We start from the raw sequence: 20,729 nt of genomic DNA, 5'->3' as shown, positions 1-20,729 counted from the left end.
CCAGCGTAGGAGGATGTTCAAGGACAGACCCGTGGACGGCGACAAGATCAAAAATCTTGAAATCGCCTGTCCTGGCTGGTCAGAGTGTGTGCCCCCGGTCAGACTCGAACTGACACTGGACGGATTTTGAGTCCGCTGCCTCTGCCGATTGGGCTACGGGGGCGTCGCGTGGGCCACGCGATCACTGTGAGGTTACCGGGTGGCCGGGGGCTGGTTGGATGGAGGGCATGCGCGCGGCCTTCGTCTGGGAGCCGGGGCCGGCCTCCACCATCCAGTATGGCGAACTGCCCGACCCGCGTGCCGGGGCCGGCGAGGTGGTGGTGCGCACCGAGGCGGTGGCGGTGAACTGGGTGGACACGTTCGTCCGCTCGGGGGTGTATCGGACGCCGTTGCCTCGGCCGTTCGTGGTCGGCCGCGACGTGGTCGGGGTGGTCCAGGAGGTGGGGCCGGGGGTCGGCGAGCCGCGGCCGGGTGACCGGGTGTGGACCTCGAGCCTCGGCTACGACGGCAGGCAGGGGCCGGCGGCGGAGTTCGCGGTCGTGGCGGTGGAGCGGTGCTACCCGTTGCCCGATGGAGTCGATCCGATACCCGCCGTGGCGACGCTGCACGGCGGCACCACGGCACTGCTGGCCCTACGCCGTGCCGGCCTGCGGCCCGGTGAGCACGTCTTCGTCCACGGCGCGGGCGGCGCGGTCGGGTCCGCCGTGGTGCAGGTGGCGCTGGACGCGGGCGCCCGGGTGACGGCCACCGCACGGGACGACGACGCGCTGGCCCGGCTGCGCGGGTGGGGTGCGACCGACGTGCTGGACACCCGGTCCGCCGCGCCGGCGCCCGCGGACGTCGACGTGCACTGGGACGCCACCGGCCGGATCCCGCTGGCCGAGGCGCTGGGCACGCTGAACCGGCGGGGTCGGGTGGTGGTGACCGCCCGACGCGCCGACGACCCGGTGCCTACCTTCGACCTTTACCTCCGCGACCTCTCCGTGGTGGGGTTCGTGCTCAGTCACCGCACGGTCGACGAGTTGGCGTGGGCGGCCGGCGAGGTCAACCGGCTGCTGGCGGCCGGGCGGCTGGCTACGCGGGTGGCGCGGGTGTTGCCGTTGGCCGAGGCGGCCGCCGCTCACCACCTCGTCGAGACGGGGGCGGCCCATGGCAAGGTCGTGCTGGTAGCACCAGACGGAAACCACGGCGGCGCCCCGGACGATGCCGAGGTGTAGGGCTGATCACGGCCCGCGGATGCCCTTCCCCCGGGACCGCGTCGGTAAGCTGCAGGTTCCGGTGCTGACGCGCACCAGTGAACGCTGACGAGCAGGAGGACCCCGGTGACCCAACCGGCTGCCGAGGCCCGGCAAGAGGCCCAGCCCACCCAGCGTCGTGTGCTTGTCGCCGAGGACGAGGCGCTCATCCGTCTCGACCTTGTCGAGATGCTCCGCGAGGAGAACTACGAGGTCGTCGGCGAGGCGGGAGACGGGGAGGAGGCGGTTCGCCTGGCCCGCGAACTGAACCCCGACCTGGTCATCCTCGACGTGAAGATGCCCAAGATGGACGGCATCGAGGCGGCCTCCGTGATCGCCGGCGACCGCATCGCACCGGTGGTCATCCTGACCGCGTTCAGCCAGCGTGACCTGGTGGAACGTGCCCGGGACGCGGGCGCGATGGCCTACCTGGTCAAGCCGTTCGCCAAGCGTGACCTGGTGCCCGCGATCGAGCTGGCGATGAGCCGCTTCGCCGAGCTGCAGGCCCTGGAGAACGAGGTGGCCGGGCTCAACGAGCGGCTGGAGACGCGCAAGTCGGTCGAACGGGCCAAGGGCCTCCTGATGACCAAGCAGGGGCTTTCCGAGCCGGAGGCGTTCCGGTGGATCCAGCGCACCGCGATGGACCGCCGGACGACGATGAAGGCCGTGGCCCAGGCGGTCATCGAGAACCTGGCCTGAGCGCAGCCCGGCGCCGGACGAGGCTGCGCGCAGCCCGGCGCCAACCACCGACCCGGAACCACTGCCGGCGCCGGCCGAACTCCGGACCCGTACCCGTCACCAACCGAGTCCGGACGGTAACCGTTAGCGAATCCGAGCACGCGGCCGGCGCCGACCGAACTCGTCGCCGGCCAGGCCGACCTCGACATTCGGGCGATGGGGATTCACGCCTTAGCGTCACGGTCCTCTTACTCATGGTGAGAGCGGGCGTTCGGGTTTCATCGTTATTGATGAAGCGTCTGTTTCTCTCCCATGACTACCGTCACGATGTGGATACAGAGCCGTCCAGCATCTGGGCAACCGGATTTCCCGGGGCTACGTTCCTGCCACCACATCCCGGATGGGGTTCCGCCAAACCCGGCGGGTGACGTGTGTTCATGGGAGGTACGGGGTGTCTGGAGCTCGACTCGTCCGAGTCCTCACGCTGGCGGCCGTCGCGTCGCTCTCGGTTGCGGGATGTGCGGCGAAGACCAACTCGGGAGACTCGGGAGGAGGGGCAGGTTCGAACGTCGACATCCCGGTGGTGTCGCAGCTTCCGGTGCCCCCGAACGCCGCCAGCCCGGCCGGTAGCGGCAACGCCACCTGTAGCGGTGTCACGATCGCCTACGCGGGCGCGGAGACCGGCCCGAACGCCCAGCTGGGCATCAACATCCTCAACGGCGTCCAGCTGGCCATCAACGAGCACAACCAGGCGAACAAGAACTGCCAGGTCGCGCTGAAGAAGTTCGACACAGAGGGCGATCCGGGCAAGGCGCCCGGCGTGGTCACCCAGCTGGTCAGCGAGTCCGACATCATCGGCGTGATCGGCCTGCCGTTCTCCGGCGAGTCCAAGGCCACCGGCGGAACCTTCCAGCAGGCCAACCTGGTGCACATCACCCCGTCGGCGACCAACCCGGCGCTGACCAAGAACGGTTGGTCGACCTTCTTCCGCGCGCTGGGCAACGACGCCGTGCAGGGCCCGGCCGCGGCGAAGTTCATCGTGGACAAGCTCAAGGCCAACAAGGTCTGCGTGGTCCAGGACGACTCCGACTACGGCATCGGCCTGGCCACCGCCGCCAACCAGGCGCTCGGCGACAAGGCCAAGGACTGCCAGGACAAGGTCACCACTGGGCAGAAGGACTTCTCGGCCACGGTCAGCAAGATCATGAACGCCAAGCCGGACGCGGTGTTCTACTCCGGCTACTACGCCGAGGGCGCCCCGCTGGACCAGCAGCTGGTGAACAAGGGCTTCACCGGCAAGTTCGTCGCCCCGGACGGTGTGAAGGACGACAAGTTCCTCCAGCTGGCCGGCGACGCGTCCGGCAACGCCTACTTCACCTGCCCCTGCGTGCCCGGTGAGCTGCTGCAGAAGTTCTCCGACGCGTACAAGGGCGTCAGCGGCGGCCAGGCGCCGGGCACCTACTCGCTGGAGGGCTACGACGCCACCACGATCCTGCTCAAGGGCATCGACTCCGGGATCAAGGACCGCGCCGGCCTGACGAACTACGTCAAGAACTACGACGGCGACGGCTTCAGCAAGCATTTCAAGTGGGACGCCACCGGTGAGCTGGCCACGTCCACCGTGTACGGCTACAAGGTGGACCACGGCAAGATCGTCTACGTGGGCACCATCTCCTGATCTCAGACGACTCCCACCGTCAAGGCCGGGCATCCGGTGGTCGCGTCACCCGCGGCCACCGGGATGCCCGGCTCCACGACAGGAACGTGAAGCCGTGCACCCACTGACCACCTTCCTCGCCGACGCCTGGATCAACTTCGACGTCGGCAGCCTCCGGGACCAGTTCTGGAGCAACACCTTCGACGGCCTGACCTACGGCGCCATCTACGCCCTGGTCGCGATGGGCTACACGCTCGTCTACGGCGTCCTCAATCTGATCAACTTCGCGCACTCCGAGGTCTTCATCGTCGGCGCGTACGCCGTGTTCTTCGTGCTCTCCGGGCTGGGCTTCGGCCCGTCCGCGCCCGCGCTGAGCATCGGCGCGCTGGTCGCCGACCTGCTGCTGGCGATGGTCGCTGCGATGCTGGTGTCCGCGGCCGTCGCGGTGATCCTGGAGCGGGTCGCCTACCGGCCACTACGGCGCAAGGGGGTACCCCGGCTGGTCTTCCTGATCACCGCGATCGGCGCCTCGTTCACCATCCAGTACCTGATCTTCATCTGGCGCGGGCCGAGTGCCGAGCCGGCCGTGATCATGTTCCGCCCGGAGGCGGTGTTCACCGTGTTCGGCGCGGACATCGACGACCAGCAGCTCACCATCGTGGCGGCCGCCCTGGTGCTGATGCTGGTGGCCGACGTGTTCGTCAACCGCACCCGGCTCGGCCGCGGCGTGCGCGCGGTCGCCCAGGACCCGGACACCGCGACGCTGATGGGCGTGAACAAGGAACGCGTCATCATGCTCACCTTCCTCATGGGCGGGCTGCTGGCCGGAGCGGCCTCGCTGTTCTACGTGATGAAGGTGCCTTCGGGCGTGCAGTACAGCGGCGGCTTCATCCTTGGCATCAAGGCGTTCGCCGCGGCCGTGCTCGGCGGAATCGGCAACATCCGCGGGGCACTGCTCGGCGGCCTGCTGCTCGGTGTGGTCAGCAACTACGGCCAGACCCTGCTGGGTGCCTCCCAGTGGTCGGACGTCGTCGCCTTCGTCGTGCTCGTGGTCGTCCTGATGTTCCGGCCGACCGGCATCCTCGGTGAGTCGCTCGGAAAGGCACGAGTATGACGTCGGCACGCAACGAGTCGCGGCGCCCGCACCTGCAGCAGCTCGGCGAGTGGTGGAACAGCCTGCCGCGCACCCGGCAGTGGTTGGTGCTGATCCCGGTGGTGCTGCTGATCTACGCGCTGCCGGTGCTCAACCCGCCGATCCTGAGCACCGAACCGGGCACCAACTTCCCGATCGCCTGCTTCAACGCGGCACGGTTCGCGCTGATCGCGCTGGGCCTCAACGTGGTGGTCGGCCAGGCCGGCCTGCTGGACCTCGGCTACGTCGGGTTCTTCGCCGTCGGCGCGTACGTCGCCGCGCTGTTCACCAGCCCGGACTCCGCGCTGGCGAAGCTGCCGTACCTGGTGACCCTGCCGCTGGCCATGGTGATCACCATGTTCTTCGGGGTGGTCCTCGGCACGCCGACGCTGCGCCTGCGCGGCGACTACCTGGCCATCGTGACCCTCGGCTTCGGGGAGATCGTCCGGCTGCTGGCCACCATCGTGCCGCCGCTGAAGGGCCAGGTCGGCTTCCAGGAGGTCGGGCACCCGCCGGGCAGGCTGCCGGACGGCTCGCTGATCTTCGCCAGCTCCAACGGAACGCCGTGGTACTGGCTGGTCGTCACGCTGACCATCGCGATGCTCATGCTGGTCGGCAATCTGGAACGCAGCCGGGTCGGCCGGGCCTGGGTGGCCATCCGGGAGGACGAGGACGCGGCGCAGATCATGGGCGTGCCGACGTTCAAGTTCAAGCTGTGGGCGTTCGCTATCGGCGCGGCCATCGGGGGCCTGTCCGGTGCGCTGTTCGCCGGTGAGGTTGGCTTCGTCAACAACCAGAAGTTCGACGTGCCGACCTCGGTGCTGTTCCTGGCCGCGGTGGTGCTCGGCGGCTCCGGCAACAAGGTCGGCGTGCTGCTCGGCGCGTTCGTGGTGTCCTACGTGCCCGACCGGTTCACCGAGTTGGCCAACTACAAGTACCTGATCTTCGGCCTCGCGCTGATCATCCTGATGATCTTCCGGCCGCAGGGACTGCTGGGTGCCCGGCAGCGGCTGCTGGCCAAGGGGCGGGAGGCGTACCAGCGGCTGATCGGCCGTCCCGAACAGGTCAGCAGCGAGAGTGCGCTGGCCGCCGAGTCCGCCAAGGGGGTGGGCGCGTGAGCCAGGAAACCGGCCTGCAGGAGGTGCCGGACGAGGCCGGCGAGGAGCACGTCCAGGTCGAGGGCGGCATCGTCGCCGAACTGGAGCGGATGACCCCGGAGGAGCGGGCCGAGCACGAGGCCGAAGTCGCCGAGGTCGTCGCCCCGGACCGGGAGATCGCCGTCGGGTTCGGTGAGACCCTGCTGGAGCTGCGCGAGGTCACCGTCCGGTTCGGCGGCCTGGTCGCGCTGGACGCGGTCTCCTTCGGCATCCGCCGCGGCGAGATCCTCGGTCTGATCGGTCCCAACGGCGCCGGCAAGACCACCTGCTTCAACGCGATGACCGGCGTCTACCGGCCCACCAGCGGCCAGGTGCTGCTGGAGGACCGCCCGCTCGGCCGGCGCAAGCGGCACCAGATCACCCGGCTCGGCATCGCCAGGACGTTCCAGAACATCCGGCTGTTCGGCGAGATGACCGCGCTGGAGAACGTCGTGGTCGGCACCGACGCCCGGCACCGCACCAGCGTGCTCGGCGCGCTGCTGCGCGGGCCCCGGCACCGCCGCGAGGAGGCCGAGGCGGTAGAGCGGGCCATGGCGCTGCTGGAGTTCGTCGGCATCGCCGACCGCGCCGCGGACAAGGCCCGCAACCTGCCCTACGGCTACCAGCGGCGGCTGGAGATCGCCAGGGCGCTGGCCACCGAGCCGAAGCTGCTCTGCCTGGACGAGCCGGCCGCCGGGTTCAACCCCGCGGAGAAGGAGCAGCTCATGGGGCTGATCCGGAAGATCCGCGACGACGGCTACACCGTGCTGCTCATCGAGCACGACATGCGCCTGGTGATGGGCGTGACCGACCGGATCGTGGTGCTGGAGTTCGGCAAGAAGATCGCCGAGGGGCTACCCGCCGAGATCCGCGACAACCCCGCCGTGATCGCCGCCTACCTGGGGGTACCCGACGATGGCGCTGCTTGAGCTGTCCGACGTGTCCGTGCACTACGGCCGCATCCAGGCGCTGTGCGGGATCACGCTCACCGTGGAGCAGGGCGAGGTGGTCACCCTGATCGGGGCCAACGGCGCCGGCAAGACCACCACCATGCGGGCCATCTCCGGGATCCGGCCCCTGTCCGGCGGGCGGATCCGGTTCCAGGGTGACGACATCACCCGGCTGCGCGCCGACCTCCGGGTGGTCCGCGGCATCTCCCAGGCCCCGGAGGGGCGGGGAGTGTTCCCCGGGATGACCGTCCAGGAGAACCTGGAGATGGGCGCCTACGCCCGCCGGGACAAGAAGAGCGTCCCGGAGGACTTCGACCGGGTGTTCGCGCTGTTTCCCCGGCTCGCCGAGCGCCGCTCCCAGGTGGGCGGCACGCTCTCCGGCGGGGAGCAGCAGATGCTGGCCATCGGCCGGGCGCTGATGGCCCGGCCGCGGCTGCTGCTGCTCGACGAGCCCTCGATGGGCCTCGCCCCGCAGTTCATCCAGCAGATCTTCCGGATCGTCACGGAGATCAACGAGCAGGGCACCACGGTGCTGCTGGTCGAGCAGAACGCCCGCCAGGCACTCACCCGGGCGCACCGCGCCTACGTGCTGGAGACCGGCAGGATCGTCAAGTCCGGCACCGGCGCCGAGCTGCTCGCCGACACCAGCATCAAGGAGGCCTACCTCGGCGTGGCCTGAGCGTCGCCGGGCGGGCGCTCGCGGACCAGGCAGGTGAGCCGGGCGGTGCAGGTGCGCCGCCCGGCCTCGTCCGTGATCACGATCTCGAAGGTGGCCGTGCTGCGGCCCCGGTGCAGCGGCGTGCACACCCCGGTGACCAGGCCGGACAGCGCCGCCCGGTGGTGCGTGCAGGACAGCTCCAGGCCCACCACCGCCTTGCCCGGCTCCGCGTTCAGGCCGGCCGCCCAGGAACCCAGCGTCTCGGCGAGCACCGCGTTGGCGCCCCCGTGCAGCAGGCCGTAGGGCTGCCGGTTGCCGTCCACCGGCATGGTGCCGACCAGCCGGTCCGGGTTCCAGTCGATGATCTCGATACCCATCTTCCCGGCGAGCTGCTGCTCGGCCACGGCGGGAGCCATCTCGGGCGGGGTCGGGTGCGGCTCACCCGGCCGCTCGGCTCGGTCCGTCGCGGTCACAGGCACCCTCCGTCGTCGTGTCGTCCGGTGGACGTCGTCGTGTCGTCCGGTGGACCGGAACAGGTTGTCAGGGGGTCACCTTAGACTCGCGGCGTGACCGCTTCGCCCGACGACCGCCCTGACCAGCGCCGGCTGCTGCTGCTCGACGGCCACTCCCTGGCCTACCGAGCGTTCTTCGCGTTGCCCGCGGAGAACTTCCGTACCACCACGGGCCAGACCACGAACGCGGTCTACGGCTTCACCTCGATGCTGATCAACCTGCTCCGCGACGAGCAGCCCAGTCACATCGCGGTGGCCTTCGACGTCTCCCGGAAGACGTTCCGCTCCGAGGCGTACGCGGAGTACAAGGCGAACCGCACGGCCACCCCGGACGACTTCAAGGGCCAGGTCAGCATCCTGCACGACGTGCTCGGCGCGCTGGGCATCCCGGTGCTGGCCAAGGAGGGCTTCGAGGCGGACGACATCATCGCCACGCTGGCCACCAGGGCCACCGCCGAGGGCTTCGCGGTGCTGGTCTGCACCGGCGACCGGGACGCCCTGCAGCTGGTCTGCGACCAGGTCACGGTGCTCTACCCGCGCAAGGGTGTCTCCGACCTCACCCGGTACACCCCGGACGCGGTGCAGGAGAAGTACGGTCTCAGCCCGGCGCAGTACCCGGACTTCGCCGCGCTGCGCGGCGACCCGTCGGACAACCTGCCCGGCATCCCGGGCGTGGGGGAGAAGACGGCGGCGAAGTGGATCCGCGAGTTCGGGTCGCTCGCCGAACTGGTCGACCGGGTGGACGAGGTGCGCGGCAAGACCGGCGACGCGCTGCGCGCCCACCTGGACGCGGTGCTGCTCAACCGCCAGCTCACCGAGCTGCGGCGGGACGTGGAGATCGGCATCGAGCCGGAGGAGTTGGCGGTCAAGCCGTGGGACCGGGACGCGGTGCACCGGCTGTTCGACGAACTGGAGTTCCGGGTGCTGCGGGACCGCCTGTTCGCCACCCTGTCCAGCGTGGAGCCGGAGGCCGAGTCCGGCTTCGACGTGCGCGGCGCCGCGGTCGCCCCGGGCGAGCTGGCCGAATGGTTGCGCACACACGCACCGGCCGGTGCCCGGGTCGGGCTGGCCTTCCGCGGCCGCCCCGGCCGCATCGACCTCGACGGCATCGCGCTGGCCACCGCCACCGGCGAGGGCGGCTACGTCGACGTCACCATGCTCACCGAGGACGACGAGCGGGCGCTCGCCGCCTGGCTGGCCGACCCGGAGGTGCCGAAGGCCGCACACGACGTCAAGCCCGCGCTGCACGCGCTGCGGGTCCGCGGCTGGCGGCTCGCCGGGCTGGCCACCGACACCGCGCTGGCCGCGTACCTGGTCCGGCCCGGCCAGCGCTCGTTCGAGCTGGCCGACCTGGTGCTCCGCTACCTGCGGCGAGAGTTGCGCGCCGAGGACGAGCCGGCGGACGGGCAGCTGTCCCTGCTGGAAGGCGAGGAGGAGGACGCGCAGCGCGTCGCGCACGCCGAGATCCTGCGGGCCAGGGCCATCGCCGAACTGGCCGACGCGCTGGACACCGCGCTGGAGCGGATCGGCAGCACCCGGCTGCTGGCCGAGCTGGAACTGCCGCTGCTGCAGGTGCTCGCCGAGTTGGAGGCCGCCGGTATCGCGGTGGACACCGAGCAGCTCGCCGAGTTGGAGGCGCACTTCGCTGGCCGGGTCAAGCAGGCCGCGCAGGAGGCGTACGCCGTCATCGGCAAGGAGATCAACCTCGGCTCGCCCAAGCAGCTTCAGGTGGTGCTGTTCGACGAGCTGGGCATGCCGAAGACCAAGCGCACCAAGACCGGTTACACCACCGACGCGGACGCCCTGCAGAACCTCTACGCCGCCACCGAGCACCCGTTCCTCGCGCACCTGCTGGAGCACCGGGACGCGACCCGGCTGAAGACCACGGTGGACGGGCTGCTCAAGTCGGTCGCCGACGACGGGCGCATCCACACCACCTTCAACCAGACCATCGCCGCCACCGGCCGGCTGTCGTCCACCGAGCCGAACCTGCAGAACATCCCGATCCGCACCGACGAGGGCCGGCGGATCCGCAACGCCTTCGTCGTCGGTGCCGGCTACGCCGAGCTGATGACCGCCGACTACAGCCAGATCGAGATGCGGATCATGGCTCACCTGTCCGGTGACGCCGCGCTGATCGAGGCGTTCCAGTCCGGGTTCGACTTCCACGCCGCCACCGCCGCCCGGGTGTTCTCGGTCGGCCCGGACGAGGTCACCGGCGCGCAGCGGGCCAAGGTCAAGGCGATGAACTACGGCCTGGCCTACGGGCTGTCCGCGTACGGGCTGTCCCAGCAGTTGCGCATCTCCGCGGAGGAGGCGCGCGGGCTGATGGACGAGTACTTCGCCCGGTTCGGCGGGGTGCGTGACTACCTGCACGCCGTGGTGGAGCGGGCGCGCCGCGAGGGCTACACCGAGACGGTGCTCGGCCGCCGCCGCTACCTGCCGGATCTGACCAGCGACAACCGCCAGCGGCGGGAGATGGCCGAGCGGATGGCGCTGAACGCGCCGATCCAGGGCAGCGCGGCGGACATCATCAAGGTGGCCATGCTCGGCGTGCAGCGGGCGCTGCGCGAGGCCGGGTTGCGCAGCCGCATGCTGCTCCAGGTGCATGACGAGCTGGTGCTGGAGATCGCCGACGGCGAGCACGAGGCGGTGGAGTCGCTGGTGCGCGAGCAGATGTGCAACGCCTACCAGTTGGACGTGCCGCTGGACGTCTCGGTCGGCTTCGGCCGCTCCTGGGACGCCGCCGCGCACTGACCACCACGCGGCCGACGGCCCACGCCACGCACTGACCGCCGCGGGCGCCGGGATCAGCTCCCGGGTGGCTCCGGTTCCGGGGCGCGGGCCGCGGCCAACCCGTGGACCAGTGGCAGCACCGAGTCGCGGACCTGCTCGCGGGTGCGCTCGGGCTGGAACACCTGCCAGTCCAGGGCGACCACCAGCAGGGTGCCGAACAGCGCCGCGGAGGCGGTGCCGACCTCGACACCCGGCGGCAGCCTGCCGGCGTCCGCGACCCGCTGCATCTGTCCCTTGAGGATGGACACGATGTCGTCGCGGAGCAGGCTGAGCGTGCCATGCCACTGGCCCGGCGTCCGCCACAGCTCGCTCACCAGGAGTTGCGCGAACGCCGGGTACTCGCCGAAGAATCCGAGCGCCCCGTCGACCAGGTGGTCCACCGCCTCCCGGGTGTCGGCGTACCGCTCGGCCTCGCGCAGCCGGCCGGCGAGCAGCTCCACCCCGTGCCGCAGCAGCGCGTCGACCAGGCCGTCCTTGCTGCCGAAGTTGTAGTAGACGGTGCCCTTGGCGACACCGGCCTCGGCGGCGATCTCGTCCACCGTCACGCTGGCCGGTCCGCGCTCGCCGACCAGCCGGAGCGCGGCGTCGAACAGCTTCTGCTTGGTGACGGCGGTCCGCCCGGGGCGCGGCGCCGGTGCCGCCCGGTGCCGCCCGGCCGGCCGAACCTGCCGCCCGGACGGTTCCGGTCCCGGGGATGCCACTGGGGAACTCACAAGACCAGCTCCGGCTTCAGCTTCGTCGGGGTCCACACCCGTTGCTTGTAAGCGGCGACCGTGGACAGCACCAGTCCGGCCAGCAGGTAGGAGGCGAGCACGGTGACATCTTCGCCCATGGTCGCCAGCCCACCGCCGTAGAGCAGGTGCCGCATCGCGTCCACCACGTAGGACAGCGGCAGCGCGAGATGCAGCGGGTGCAGCGGGTCGGGGGTGGTCTGCCACGGGAACGTGCCGCCCGCGGTGGTGAGCTGCAGCACCAGCAGCACCAGCGCGAGGAACTTGCCGACCGCGCCGAAGTAGGCGTTCAGCCCGTGGATCATCGCCGTGAAGGCGAGCGTGGTGAGCAGCAGGAACCCGTACGCGGCCAGCGGGTGGGCCGGGTGCACCCCGATCAGCGTGGTCACCACCGCGAACAGCAGCGTCGCCTGGGCCACGCCGAGCAACGCCGCCGGCAGCCAGCCGCCGACGGCGATCCGCAGCGCCGGCTGCCGGGCCGCCAGCGCCCGCGGGGACAGCGGCCGCAGCAGCAGGAACAGCACGAACGCGCCGACCCACAGGGCGAGGCCGAGGAAGAACGGGGCCAGGCCGGCGCCGTAGGTGCCGGCCGTGGCCATCCCGGTGTTCTGGATCGCCACCGGGTCGCCGATGGTCCGCGCGGTGGCCTGCCGGGTCGGGTCGTTCGGGTCGGGCACCGCCCCGGTGGCCGCGCCGAGCTGGTCGGCCATGGTGCGGTTGCCGTCCCGGAGCTGGGCGGTGCCGCCGGCCAGCTTGTCGGTGCCGGACACCGCCTGCTGCTCGCCGTCGCGCAGCGTGGCCGCGCCGCTCGCCAGCTTCGCGGTGCCGTCCCGGAGCTGGTTCGACCCGTCGCTGGCCTGGCCGATGGCCCCGGTGAGCGCCGGGGTCGCCGAGGCGAGCTGGTTGGCGCCGTTCGCCACCTGCCGGGCGCCGTCCGCGACCTGGCGGGAGCCGTCGGAGAGCTGCCGGAGCTGGCCCACGTCGGTCTGGATCCTGGCGTTGGCCTGGCGGACCGGGGCCACGCCGGTGTCCAGCGCGGCGAGCGCCTGCTGCACCTGGGCCTCGCTGAGGCCCAGCCCGGTGAGCTGGCTGGCGATGTTGGACCGGATGGTGTCCAGGTTGTTCACCACCTGCTGGGAGGCGTCGGCCGCCACCCCGGCCTTCGTCGCGACCTGCGCGTTGCCGTCAGCGACTCGGGCCGCGCCGTCGGCCACCCGGTTCGCGCCGTCGGCGAGCTGCCGGGTCTGCGCGGGCATGTCGGCGGTCTTCTGCCGCAACTGTCCGAGCCCGTCGGCGAGCGCAGCCGCGCCCGAGGCGGCCGTGGCGCTGCCGTCGGCCAGTTGCCGGGAGCCGTCGGCGAGCCGGTGCTGGCCGACGTCGAGCTGCGCGGCGCCATCCGCGGCCTGCTTGGAACCGTCGGCGAGCTTGTTCGCCCCGTCCACGGCCTGCCGCAGCTTGTCGCTGATGGTGGAGAAGCCGAGCAGGAACCGGTCGGCCGCCTCGGTGCCCACCCGGGTGGCCACCGCGCGCCGCACCTCGTCCACCACCTTGTCGGCGATCGTGCTGACCAGGTAGTTGTTCGCGTCGTTCGTGGTGAGCACCAGGATGCCCTGGCGCGGCTGGAACTGGGCGGGGGAGACCAGGGCCTGGGAGAAGTCGGCCGGGATGGTGAGCGCGAAGGTGTACTTGCCGTCGTGCACGCCTTGCTCGGCGTCGGCGGCGCTCACCCGGTGCCAGTTGAACGCGCCGGAGCGGCCCAACTCGTCGGCCACCTCCGCGCCGGCATGCACCTCCTTGCCGTCCGGGGTCTTCGCCCCGGTGTCGGCGACAACCAGCGCGGCCGGCACCTTGTTCAGCCGGCCGTACGGGTCCCAGTTGGCGTAGACGTAGAGCGATCCGTACAGCAGCGGCACCAGCACCAGCGCGAGCACGGCCAGCTTGGGCAGCCGGCCCGCGGTGATCCGGCGCAGCTCGCCAGCGGCGAGGCGGAAGGCGGTCACGGCCTCTCCTTTCGCGGTTTCGCGCGCGAACTCGAGACGGTCACGGGAACTCCAACCTGTTGATCACGACGGTGTCTTCTGCCGCATCGGCGAGCGACGACACCTCGGCGGTGGCCGCTTCGGTAGCGGCCGGCGGATCGTCGGGACGGTGGCGAGCGGGCTCGGGGCCGGCCCCGGCGGCGGGCACCATCAGCGGCGGCGGCTGCTCGTGCGCGCCGAGCCGGGCCGTCGGCATGTCGAGTTGCGCGGCGGCGTGGCTGCCGCACAGCGCCACCACGGCGCGGCCGGCGTCGGCCTGCTCCACGGCGAGCTGCCACCAGTCGTGCGGGTCGCCGCCGTGCCGGTCCGGGCAGACCAGCACGACCGCGTCCACACCGGGGCGCCGGGCGGCCAACTCGACCAGCAGCCGGGTGCGCAGCTCGGCGGGCACCGCCTCGACACGCTGCCGGGCGTAGGAGGTGGCGTCCCGCTCGGCCAGCCAGGTGGCCACCGCGCGGTGACTGGCCCGAGCGCCCGCGTACGCCAGTTCCTCGCCGACCACGGTGGCCAGGTCGAGGGCGTCGTCGGGAGCGGAGACGCCGGGCGCGTCCACCACGGCGACCCGCCGGCGCAACGCCCTGGGGTTGTCCCGGCCGTCCAGGAGCACGGTGCCGGAGGTCGGCCGCATGCGCCCGGACAGCGCCAGCGCCAGCGCGGTGTGGCCGTCGCCGGGTTCCCCGCTGACCACCGCGACCTCCCCGGACCGGACGCGCAGCGATGTCGGCCGCAGCAGCGGGCCGTGCGCGCCTTCGACGCCCACGCGTTGGGCTCGAATCTCCACTCGTCCTCCTTTTGCACTGACCGGTCAGTTCAAATAGTGGGGCACAGGTGGGCCAGTAGCAAACCTGTCGAGGTGTGATCTGGATCGGTGCCGATGCCGCCCCCGGCGTGCCGGTCCGCAAGGACCGCGCACCCACCCGGAGCCCCGTCGCCGGCGGCGGCGAACCTCCGACAGCCCGCGCCCGACCCGCCGGACGGGTTCAGCGCAGCGCGCCGGCCGGCCGGACCTCCCAGATCGTCCACAGCGGCCGGTAACCCTGCCGCGGCCAGAACACCGAGGACAGCGGGTTGGCCGGGTTGTAGTAGAGGTACGTGCCGATCACGCCGCCGCGGTGCAGTTCGCGGTGGACCACGGCCATGAGCTGCTGCCCGACGCCGCCGCCGCGCGCGCCGGTCACCACCGAGACGCAGTTCACGTATCCCCAGCGGCCGTGCGGCAGCCGGGCGGCCATCCAGGTGCCCGGCGCCGACTCGGTCCAGCCGCACTCGACCATGCCCACCGCGATGCCGTCCCGCTCCGCCAGCCACGTCGGCTCCCCCGCCAGTAGCCGTTCCTGCACCGTGCCGCGCTTGAGGGTCACCGCGTCCTCCCGGGGCACGGTGCCGCCGACCAGCGCCGAGTACCGCAACTCGAGCAGGCTGAGCTGGAGCACCGTCTCCAGGTCCCGCGGGCCGGCGCGGCGCAGGGACACCAGCGGCGGCGGCTCGCTCGCCGGCGGCGCGGACCGGCGCACCGCGATCACCGACAGCGGCACGAACCCGTGGTCCAGCAACACCCGGGTGGCCTCGACGTCCCGGCTCGGCCACGTCACCACGCACGCCGAGTCGTGGCCCGGCGCGCCGGTGCGGTCCATCCGCTGCCGCCAGGCCCGCAGCAGCGCGTCCAGCGCGCCGCCGCCGTGCTCGCCGATCAGCGGGGTCAGCTCCCAGGACTCCCGGGCCGACCAGAGGCTCGGCACCGAGCCGGGGCCGTAGAACTGCCGGACCAGCACGCCGGCCACCCGGCGGCCGTCCGGCAGCGCCGCGGTGATCACGTCACCGTCCGGGGGCGGAGCGGCGGGTGGCAGCAGCGGGTCCACCGAGGCGAACCGCACCGACTGCGCGTCCACCAGTTCCTGCCCGACCGTCATCTGCCGTCCTCCGCTGATCCGCCCCGGGGTACCCGCACGCGCATCCGGCGCATCCCGGGTGCGACGTTACGGCCTGTGGCAGACAAAGATCGCGGTGCCCGGAAACAGCCGGCCCCGCAGCGGGCTCCACTGGCCCCACTCGCGCCGGTGCCCCTCCGGCCACTCTGGTTCCACCAGGTCCCGCACCACGAAACCGGCGGAGACCAGGTGCCGCAGGTAGTCCCCGATGGTGCGGTGGTGCTCGACGTAGGTGACCCGGCCGGCGTCGTCGACCTCCACGTACGGCGTCCGGTCGAAGTACGACTGGGCCACGGTCAGCCCGAGCGGCCCCGGATCGTCCGGGAATATCCACCGGATCGGGTGAGTCACCGCGAACACCCAGCGGCCCCCGGGCCGCAGCACCCTGGCCACCTCGCGGAACACCGCGCCCAGGTCGGCGACGAACGGCACCGCCCCGAAGGCGGAGCAGGCGACGTCGAACGCGTCGTCGCGGAACGGCAACTGGTCGGCGCTCGCCTGCACCAGCGGCACCGCCACCCCGGTGGACCGGTTGCCGGCCGCCGCATGCCGGAGCATGCCGGTGGAGAGGTCCACGGCCACCACGCGCGCGCCCTCCGCGGCCAGCCACCGGGCGCAGGACGCCGAGCCGCAGCCCACCTCCAGCACGTCGGCGCCGCGCACCTCGCCGAGCAACCGGATGTCCGCCTCGCGCAGCCCCTCCGGGCACCACACGAAGTCCGCCTCTCCGAGGAAGTCGCCGTGCTCGGCCTGGTAGTCGTCGGCGTCCGCGTCCCACCAGGCCCGGCTGGCCGCCCGGGACTCCGCCGGCCCCACCGTGCGCTTCACCACGTCGACCGTGCCGAGCAGCCGTTCCGCCGTGGCGTGCCGGTCGGTATGCGGAGCGTTCGCTCCGCCGGACGCCGGCCGATCGTCGTCCGTGTCGGGCCACGTGGTCACGTTGCTCCTTCCGGGCACCGGTTTGCCGGACGATCGAGTAACCGCGTACGATACCGCCCGCGCAGTGGGTTTGCGCTGCCTGCAGTTCCGGTACCCCGGGAACAGGCAGCGCCTGTCGTGCGTTGTTCGCGTCGTTGCCTACTTCCCGCAGCGGAGACACCCGCCGCGCATCGTGAAAACTGCAGGCCAACTACCCCCAATCGGTACCGGAGCAACCCACCTAATGTCCACCGACACCACCGCTGTCCCGGCTGGCGCCTCGCCCAAGCAGGTTGCGATCAACGACGTCGGGACGGAGGAGGACTTCCTCGCCGCCGTCGACAAGACCATCAAGTACTTCAATGACGGCGACATCGTCGAAGGCACCATCGTCAAGGTCGACCGTGACGAGGTGCTGCTCGACATCGGCTACAAGACCGAGGGTGTCATCCCCTCGCGCGAGCTGTCGATCAAGCACGACGTCGACCCGGCCGAGGTCGTCAAGGTTGGTGACGAGGTCGAAGCGCTGGTCCTCCAGAAGGAGGACAAGGAAGGCCGGTTGATCCTCTCCAAGAAGCGCGCCCAGTATGAGCGCGCCTGGGGCACCATCGAGGCCCTCAAGGAGAAGGACGAGCCGGTCCGCGGCACGGTCATCGAGGTGGTCAAGGGTGGCCTGATCCTCGACATCGGGCTCCGCGGCTTCCTCCCGGCCTCGCTGGTCGAGATGCGCCGCGTCCGCGACCTGCAGCCCTACGTGGGCCGCGAGCTCGAGGCGAAGATCATCGAACTGGACAAGAACCGCAACAACGTGGTGCTGTCCCGCCGGGCCTGGCTGGAGCAGACCCAGTCCGAGGTCCGCAGCGAGTTCCTCAACCAGTTGCAGAAGGGCCAGGTCCGCAAGGGCGTGGTGTCCTCCATCGTCAACTTCGGCGCGTTCGTCGACCTCGGCGGCGTGGACGGCCTGGTGCACGTCTCCGAGCTGTCCTGGAAGCACATCGACCACCCGAGCGAGGTCGTCGAGGTGGGCCAGGAGGTCACCGTCGAGGTGCTCGACGTGGACATGGAGCGCGAGCGGGTCTCGTTGTCGCTGAAGGCGACCCAGGAGGACCCGTGGCGCCAGTTCGCCCGGACCCACGCGATCGGCCAGATCGTGCCGGGCAAGGTCACCAAGCTGGTGCCGTTCGGCGCCTTCGTCCGGGTCGACGAGGGCATCGAGGGCCTGGTGCACATCTCCGAGCTGGCCGAGCGACACGTGGAGATCCCGGAGCAGGTCGTCCAGGTCGGCGACGAGGTGATGGTCAAGGTCATCGACATCGACCTGGACCGGCGCCGTATCTCGCTGTCGCTGAAGCAGGCCAACGAGGGCATGACGCCGGACACCGAGTTCGACCCGACCCAGTACGGCATGGCCGCCGAGTACGACGACCAGGGCAACTACATCTATCCCGAGGGCTTCGACCCGGAGACCCAGGAGTGGATGGAGGGCTACGAGAAGCAGCGCGAGGAGTGGGAGCGGCAGTACGCCGAGGCCCGCGCCCGCTACGAGGCCCACATGAAGCAGATCGCCAAGGCCGCGGCCGCCGAGGCGGAGGCCGGCGCCGGCGGTGGTGGTACCGGTCGCACCGACGAGGAGGTGCCGTCCTCCAGCGGTGAGGCGCCCGCCGCCAACGGCGGCACGCTGGCCAGCGACGAGCAGCTGGCCGCGCTGCGGGAGAAGCTCTCCGGCGGCATGTGAACGCGCCCGGCGAAGCCGCGCGATCGCGGAGGCGGGTGGTCCGGCGGGCACAACCCGCCGGGTGCTGAGTGGGACTGAGCCCCGCTGACGCGATTTCGAGAATGGGCAGAGCGCACGCTTCATCCGTCCGAGGGGCCCGCGCCGGAAACCGGCGCGGGCCCCTCGCTCTCTCCGCTAGCGTCCGATCACTGTGGACAGTGCCAGAGCGGTTCGCCCGCTTCTCCTGATCTCCGCCGCCGCATGCGCCGCCGTGCTGGTCGGCTGCGCGGCCCGGCAACTCGCCGGCCCCGCCCATATCCCCACCTTCGAAACCTCGCCGCCACCGCCGCGGCCCACGGTGACCGACCGGGAACTGCCCAGGGACTGCCTCAACGTGGCCACCGGGCCCGAGGTCGACCAGATCGTCGGCCACCCGCTCGCCGGAAGCACCGGCTTCGTGCTCGGCGTACCCGACCCGAGGATCAGCCGCACCGCCCGGATCGACTGCTACTACGGCGTTCCCGAGGGGCAGCCGTTCGAGAAGGCCGCGGTGTCCATCGCCATGGCCACCTACGCCGACGAGCCGACCGCGGCGCAGCGGATGCGGTCCACCGTGGACGATGCCCGGCAGCGAGGCGTGGCCACGAGCGAGGTGCAGGTCGGTCCGGACCGGGGCGTGCTGCTCGCCGACAACCCGAACCGCACACTGGTCGACCAGCACGGCAAGACCACCGTGCTGGTCAGCGCCGCGCCGGGGGCGCTGCCCGAGGATCGGGCCGGGGAGATCCTCGCCGCACTCGCCGTGCGCGCGCTCACCCCGCACACCGACACCACCACCGGGTAGCCCCGGCCTTTCCAGGCAACCCGTCTGGTCAACCAGGGTGGCCACTGCCCCGTCCCCGGCCGCCGCGCGCGGGCTCGGCGCGGGCTGGCACACTCCACGCCATGCTGCGTGTGGGGCTCACCGGGGGCATCGGCGCCGGCAAGTCCACCGTCGCCCGCCGGCTCGCCGAGCACGGCGCCGTGGTGCTGGACGCCGACCGGATCGCCCGGGAGGTGGTCGAGCCCGGCACCGAGGGGCTGGCCGAGGTGGTCGCCGCGTTCGGCACCGACGTCCTCACCGCGGACGGCGCCCTGGACCGGGCGGCGCTGGCCGGCAGGGTGTTCGGCGACGACGCGGCCAGGCAGCGACTGAACGCCATCCTGCACCCGCGGATCGGCGCCAGGACCGCGGAGTTGATGGCGGCCGCGCCGCCGGACGCGATCGTGGTGCACGACGTTCCCCTGCTGGTGGAGAACGGCCTCGCCCCGACCTACCATCTCGTGCTCGTGGTGCACGCCGATGTCCGGGCGCGGGTGCGCCGGCTGGCCGCGACGCGCGGCATGACCGAGCGGGACGCCCGCGCCAGGGTGGCCGCCCAGGCGAGCGACGAGCAGCGCCGCGCCGCCGCCGACGTGTGGCTGGACAACACCGGCGAGCCGGAGCGGGTGCTCGCCGATGTCGACGTGCTGTGGACCGACCGGCTGGTGCCCTTCGAGGCCAACGTGCGGTACGGCCGCGGTGCCCAGTGCTCCGTCCCGGTGCTGGTCGAGCCGGACCCAACGTGGCCCGCCCAGGCCGAGCGGCTCGCCGCCCGGGTCCGGCTGGCGGCGGGGGAGACCGCGCTGCGGGTGGACCACGTGGGCTCCACGGCCGTCCCCGGCCTCGCCGCGAAGGACGTCATCGACCTGCAGCTCACCGTGGCCTCGCTGGACGACGCCGACGCCATCGCCGGCGCCCTCGGCCAGGCCGGCTTCCCCTACCTTCCCGGGTTCGACCAGGACGACCCGAAGCCCGGCGACCCGGACCCGGAACGCTGGCGCAAGCGGGTGCACACCAACGCCGACCCGGGCCGGCGGGTCAACCTGCACGTGCGGGTCCTCGGCTCGCCGGGCTGGCGGCAGACGCTGCTGTTCCGGGACTGGCTCCGCGCCGACGCCCCGGCCCGCACCGAGTACGAGCAGCTCAAGCGGCGTCTGGTCAAGGAAGACGTGGATATCGAAGGGTACGTGGCCGGCAAGCGACCCTGGTTCGACGACGCGTTGCCGCGGGCCGAGAACTGGGCCAGACGCACCGGCTGGACGCCGTAACGCCACGCCAGGTGCCGGAGTGGCCGCCCTGGGTGACTACGTAGCCGAAACCTACGTACATCGATCCGAAACTTGCCCGATCCCTCCGTAGGGGGCGAGGGGCAGGCTGGGAACGACCAAGACCCCGATCTGATCACCAAACCCCGAGCAAACCGACCTCCCGAGGAAACCCCGATATGTTCGTCGACTCCAGCCCGCAGCCCTGCCCGCAATGCGCCCGGCCGACCGTCCTGGCCACCTATGGCTGGGGCAGGCAGTGGGTGCACGTCGGCACCTGGCGCTCCCAGTGCGGTGACGAGGCGAGCCAACCGAGGCGGCTGGCCTCCCTCACCACCAGCGGCCAGACTCCCCTGACCGCCGGCTGAGCGGGCCTGCCGGCACGCCACCGAGCGGACCTTCCTGCCGTCCCCCCAGGCAGGTCTGCTCGGTCGCGGGGCGGTGGGACATCGACACCCCACCCCAACCCCGACCGGTGTCTCACCGCCCCCACACGCCGCCGCGTGCCCGCGCCCGCC

General features: G+C 71.7%; 18 protein-coding genes and 1 tRNA gene. 12 read left to right on the top strand and 7 right to left on the bottom strand.

Annotated features, from left to right (window positions below):
* Nucleotides 1-89 precede the first annotated feature (89 nt).
* A tRNA-Leu gene (locus FFT21_RS13500) sits at nucleotides 90-163 on the bottom strand.
* A gap of 64 nt (nucleotides 164-227) precedes the next feature.
* On the opposite strand from FFT21_RS13500, the gene FFT21_RS13495 reads away from it, so the two are divergent.
* The 7 genes from FFT21_RS13495 to FFT21_RS13465 all read left to right on the top strand — a co-directional run bounded on the left by FFT21_RS13495 (nucleotide 228) and on the right by FFT21_RS13465 (nucleotide 7,467).
* Nucleotides 228-1,217, top strand: a complete 990-nt coding sequence (locus FFT21_RS13495) for an NADPH:quinone reductase (RefSeq protein ID WP_137814185.1) — start codon at nucleotides 228-230, stop codon at nucleotides 1,215-1,217.
* A 105-nt stretch (nucleotides 1,218-1,322) separates the two neighbouring features.
* Entirely contained in the window at nucleotides 1,323-1,934 is a 612-nt protein-coding gene (locus FFT21_RS13490) for an ANTAR domain-containing response regulator (RefSeq protein ID WP_137814184.1), read from the top strand.
* Nucleotides 1,935-2,496: 562 nt separating this feature from the next.
* Nucleotides 2,497-3,591 carry a branched-chain amino acid ABC transporter substrate-binding protein gene (locus FFT21_RS13485; RefSeq protein WP_307722928.1) on the top strand — a complete coding sequence of 365 codons (1,095 nt, stop codon included), beginning with the start codon at nucleotides 2,497-2,499 and terminating at the stop codon, nucleotides 3,589-3,591.
* 103 nt (nucleotides 3,592-3,694) lie between these two features.
* Nucleotides 3,695-4,684, top strand: a complete 990-nt coding sequence (locus FFT21_RS13480) for a branched-chain amino acid ABC transporter permease (RefSeq protein ID WP_225978384.1) — start codon at nucleotides 3,695-3,697, stop codon at nucleotides 4,682-4,684.
* The gene (locus FFT21_RS13475) at nucleotides 4,681-5,820 is read left to right on the top strand and encodes a branched-chain amino acid ABC transporter permease (RefSeq protein ID WP_137814181.1); all 1,140 of its coding nucleotides are present in this window, start codon (nucleotides 4,681-4,683) and stop codon (nucleotides 5,818-5,820) included. The genes FFT21_RS13480 and FFT21_RS13475 overlap by 4 nt, the downstream gene beginning before the upstream one ends.
* Nucleotides 5,821-5,909: 89 nt before the next feature.
* Nucleotides 5,910-6,767 carry an ABC transporter ATP-binding protein gene (locus FFT21_RS13470; protein WP_137814209.1) on the top strand — a complete coding sequence of 286 codons (858 nt, stop codon included), beginning with the start codon at nucleotides 5,910-5,912 and terminating at the stop codon, nucleotides 6,765-6,767.
* Complete coding sequence (locus tag FFT21_RS13465; protein WP_137814180.1) at nucleotides 6,754-7,467, top strand: ABC transporter ATP-binding protein; 714 nt, start codon at nucleotides 6,754-6,756, stop codon at nucleotides 7,465-7,467. The genes FFT21_RS13470 and FFT21_RS13465 overlap by 14 nt, the downstream gene beginning before the upstream one ends.
* Here FFT21_RS13465 and FFT21_RS13460 read toward each other — a convergent pair.
* Nucleotides 7,449-7,862, bottom strand: coding sequence for a hotdog fold thioesterase (locus FFT21_RS13460; protein ID WP_137814208.1), 414 nt, complete (start codon nucleotides 7,860-7,862; stop codon nucleotides 7,449-7,451). The two genes, FFT21_RS13465 and FFT21_RS13460, sit on opposite strands and share 19 nt — an antisense overlap.
* Before the next feature lie 150 nt (nucleotides 7,863-8,012).
* Between FFT21_RS13460 and polA the strand changes: the two genes are divergently transcribed.
* Entirely contained in the window at nucleotides 8,013-10,715 is a 2,703-nt protein-coding gene (gene polA / locus FFT21_RS13455; protein WP_225978373.1) for a DNA polymerase I, read from the top strand.
* A 53-nt stretch (nucleotides 10,716-10,768) separates the two neighbouring features.
* Here polA and FFT21_RS13450 read toward each other — a convergent pair whose 3' ends face one another.
* From FFT21_RS13450 to FFT21_RS13430, 5 genes are all read right to left on the bottom strand, one after another.
* Nucleotides 10,769-11,347, bottom strand: a complete 579-nt coding sequence (locus FFT21_RS13450; RefSeq protein WP_225978383.1) for a TetR/AcrR family transcriptional regulator — start codon at nucleotides 11,345-11,347, stop codon at nucleotides 10,769-10,771.
* A gap of 116 nt (nucleotides 11,348-11,463) precedes the next feature.
* Nucleotides 11,464-13,485 carry a YhgE/Pip domain-containing protein gene (locus FFT21_RS13445; protein ID WP_137814179.1) on the bottom strand — a complete coding sequence of 674 codons (2,022 nt, stop codon included), beginning with the start codon at nucleotides 13,483-13,485 and terminating at the stop codon, nucleotides 11,464-11,466.
* A 40-nt stretch (nucleotides 13,486-13,525) separates the two neighbouring features.
* Nucleotides 13,526-14,305, bottom strand: a complete 780-nt coding sequence (locus tag FFT21_RS13440) for an ATP-binding cassette domain-containing protein (protein ID WP_137814178.1) — start codon at nucleotides 14,303-14,305, stop codon at nucleotides 13,526-13,528.
* Between the two features lie 199 nt (nucleotides 14,306-14,504).
* A complete protein-coding gene (locus FFT21_RS13435; protein WP_137814177.1) occupies nucleotides 14,505-15,434 on the bottom strand; it encodes a GNAT family N-acetyltransferase in 930 nt (309 codons plus the stop codon).
* A gap of 66 nt (nucleotides 15,435-15,500) precedes the next feature.
* Complete coding sequence (locus FFT21_RS13430) at nucleotides 15,501-16,301, bottom strand: class I SAM-dependent methyltransferase (RefSeq protein WP_225978382.1); 801 nt, start codon at nucleotides 16,299-16,301, stop codon at nucleotides 15,501-15,503.
* A 313-nt stretch (nucleotides 16,302-16,614) separates the two neighbouring features.
* Here FFT21_RS13430 and rpsA point away from each other — a divergent pair, with 313 nt between their 5' ends.
* The 4 genes from rpsA (at nucleotide 16,615) to FFT21_RS13410 (ending at nucleotide 20,579) form a co-directional block, all read left to right on the top strand.
* Entirely contained in the window at nucleotides 16,615-18,105 is a 1,491-nt protein-coding gene (rpsA, locus tag FFT21_RS13425) for a 30S ribosomal protein S1 (protein WP_137814175.1), read from the top strand.
* Nucleotides 18,106-18,295: 190 nt separating this feature from the next.
* Nucleotides 18,296-18,928, top strand: a complete 633-nt coding sequence (locus FFT21_RS13420; protein WP_137814174.1) for a hypothetical protein — start codon at nucleotides 18,296-18,298, stop codon at nucleotides 18,926-18,928.
* Between the two features lie 101 nt (nucleotides 18,929-19,029).
* Complete coding sequence (gene coaE, locus FFT21_RS13415; RefSeq protein ID WP_137814173.1) at nucleotides 19,030-20,214, top strand: dephospho-CoA kinase; 1,185 nt, start codon at nucleotides 19,030-19,032, stop codon at nucleotides 20,212-20,214.
* A 176-nt stretch (nucleotides 20,215-20,390) separates the two neighbouring features.
* Nucleotides 20,391-20,579, top strand: coding sequence for a hypothetical protein (locus FFT21_RS13410; RefSeq protein WP_137814172.1), 189 nt, complete (start codon nucleotides 20,391-20,393; stop codon nucleotides 20,577-20,579).
* The last annotated feature ends 150 nt before the right edge of the window (nucleotides 20,580-20,729 follow it).

This window comes from Gandjariella thermophila, from assembly GCF_005405885.1.
GTDB lineage: Bacteria > Actinomycetota > Actinomycetes > Mycobacteriales > Pseudonocardiaceae > Gandjariella > Gandjariella thermophila.
This window is presented reverse-complemented; position numbering and strand designations above follow the sequence as displayed.

What these genes read in the sequence shown, in the direction of transcription:
- FFT21_RS13495 (WP_137814185.1), top strand. Translation starts at nt 228, where the DNA reads ATGCGCGCGGCCTTCGTCTGGGAGCCGGGGCCGGCCTCCACCATCCAG.
- FFT21_RS13475 (WP_137814181.1), top strand. Translation starts at nt 4,681, where the DNA reads ATGACGTCGGCACGCAACGAGTCGCGGCGCCCGCACCTGCAGCAGCTC.
- FFT21_RS13470 (WP_137814209.1), top strand. Translation starts at nt 5,910, where the DNA reads ATGACCCCGGAGGAGCGGGCCGAGCACGAGGCCGAAGTCGCCGAGGTC.
- FFT21_RS13465 (WP_137814180.1), top strand. Translation starts at nt 6,754, where the DNA reads ATGGCGCTGCTTGAGCTGTCCGACGTGTCCGTGCACTACGGCCGCATC.
- FFT21_RS13460 (WP_137814208.1), bottom strand. Translation starts at nt 7,862, where the DNA reads ATGGCTCCCGCCGTGGCCGAGCAGCAGCTCGCCGGGAAGATGGGTATC.
- FFT21_RS13435 (WP_137814177.1), bottom strand. Translation starts at nt 15,434, where the DNA reads ATGACGGTCGGGCAGGAACTGGTGGACGCGCAGTCGGTGCGGTTCGCC.
- rpsA (WP_137814175.1), top strand. Translation starts at nt 16,615, where the DNA reads ATGTCCACCGACACCACCGCTGTCCCGGCTGGCGCCTCGCCCAAGCAG.
- coaE (WP_137814173.1), top strand. Translation starts at nt 19,030, where the DNA reads ATGCTGCGTGTGGGGCTCACCGGGGGCATCGGCGCCGGCAAGTCCACC.
- FFT21_RS13410 (WP_137814172.1), top strand. Translation starts at nt 20,391, where the DNA reads ATGTTCGTCGACTCCAGCCCGCAGCCCTGCCCGCAATGCGCCCGGCCG.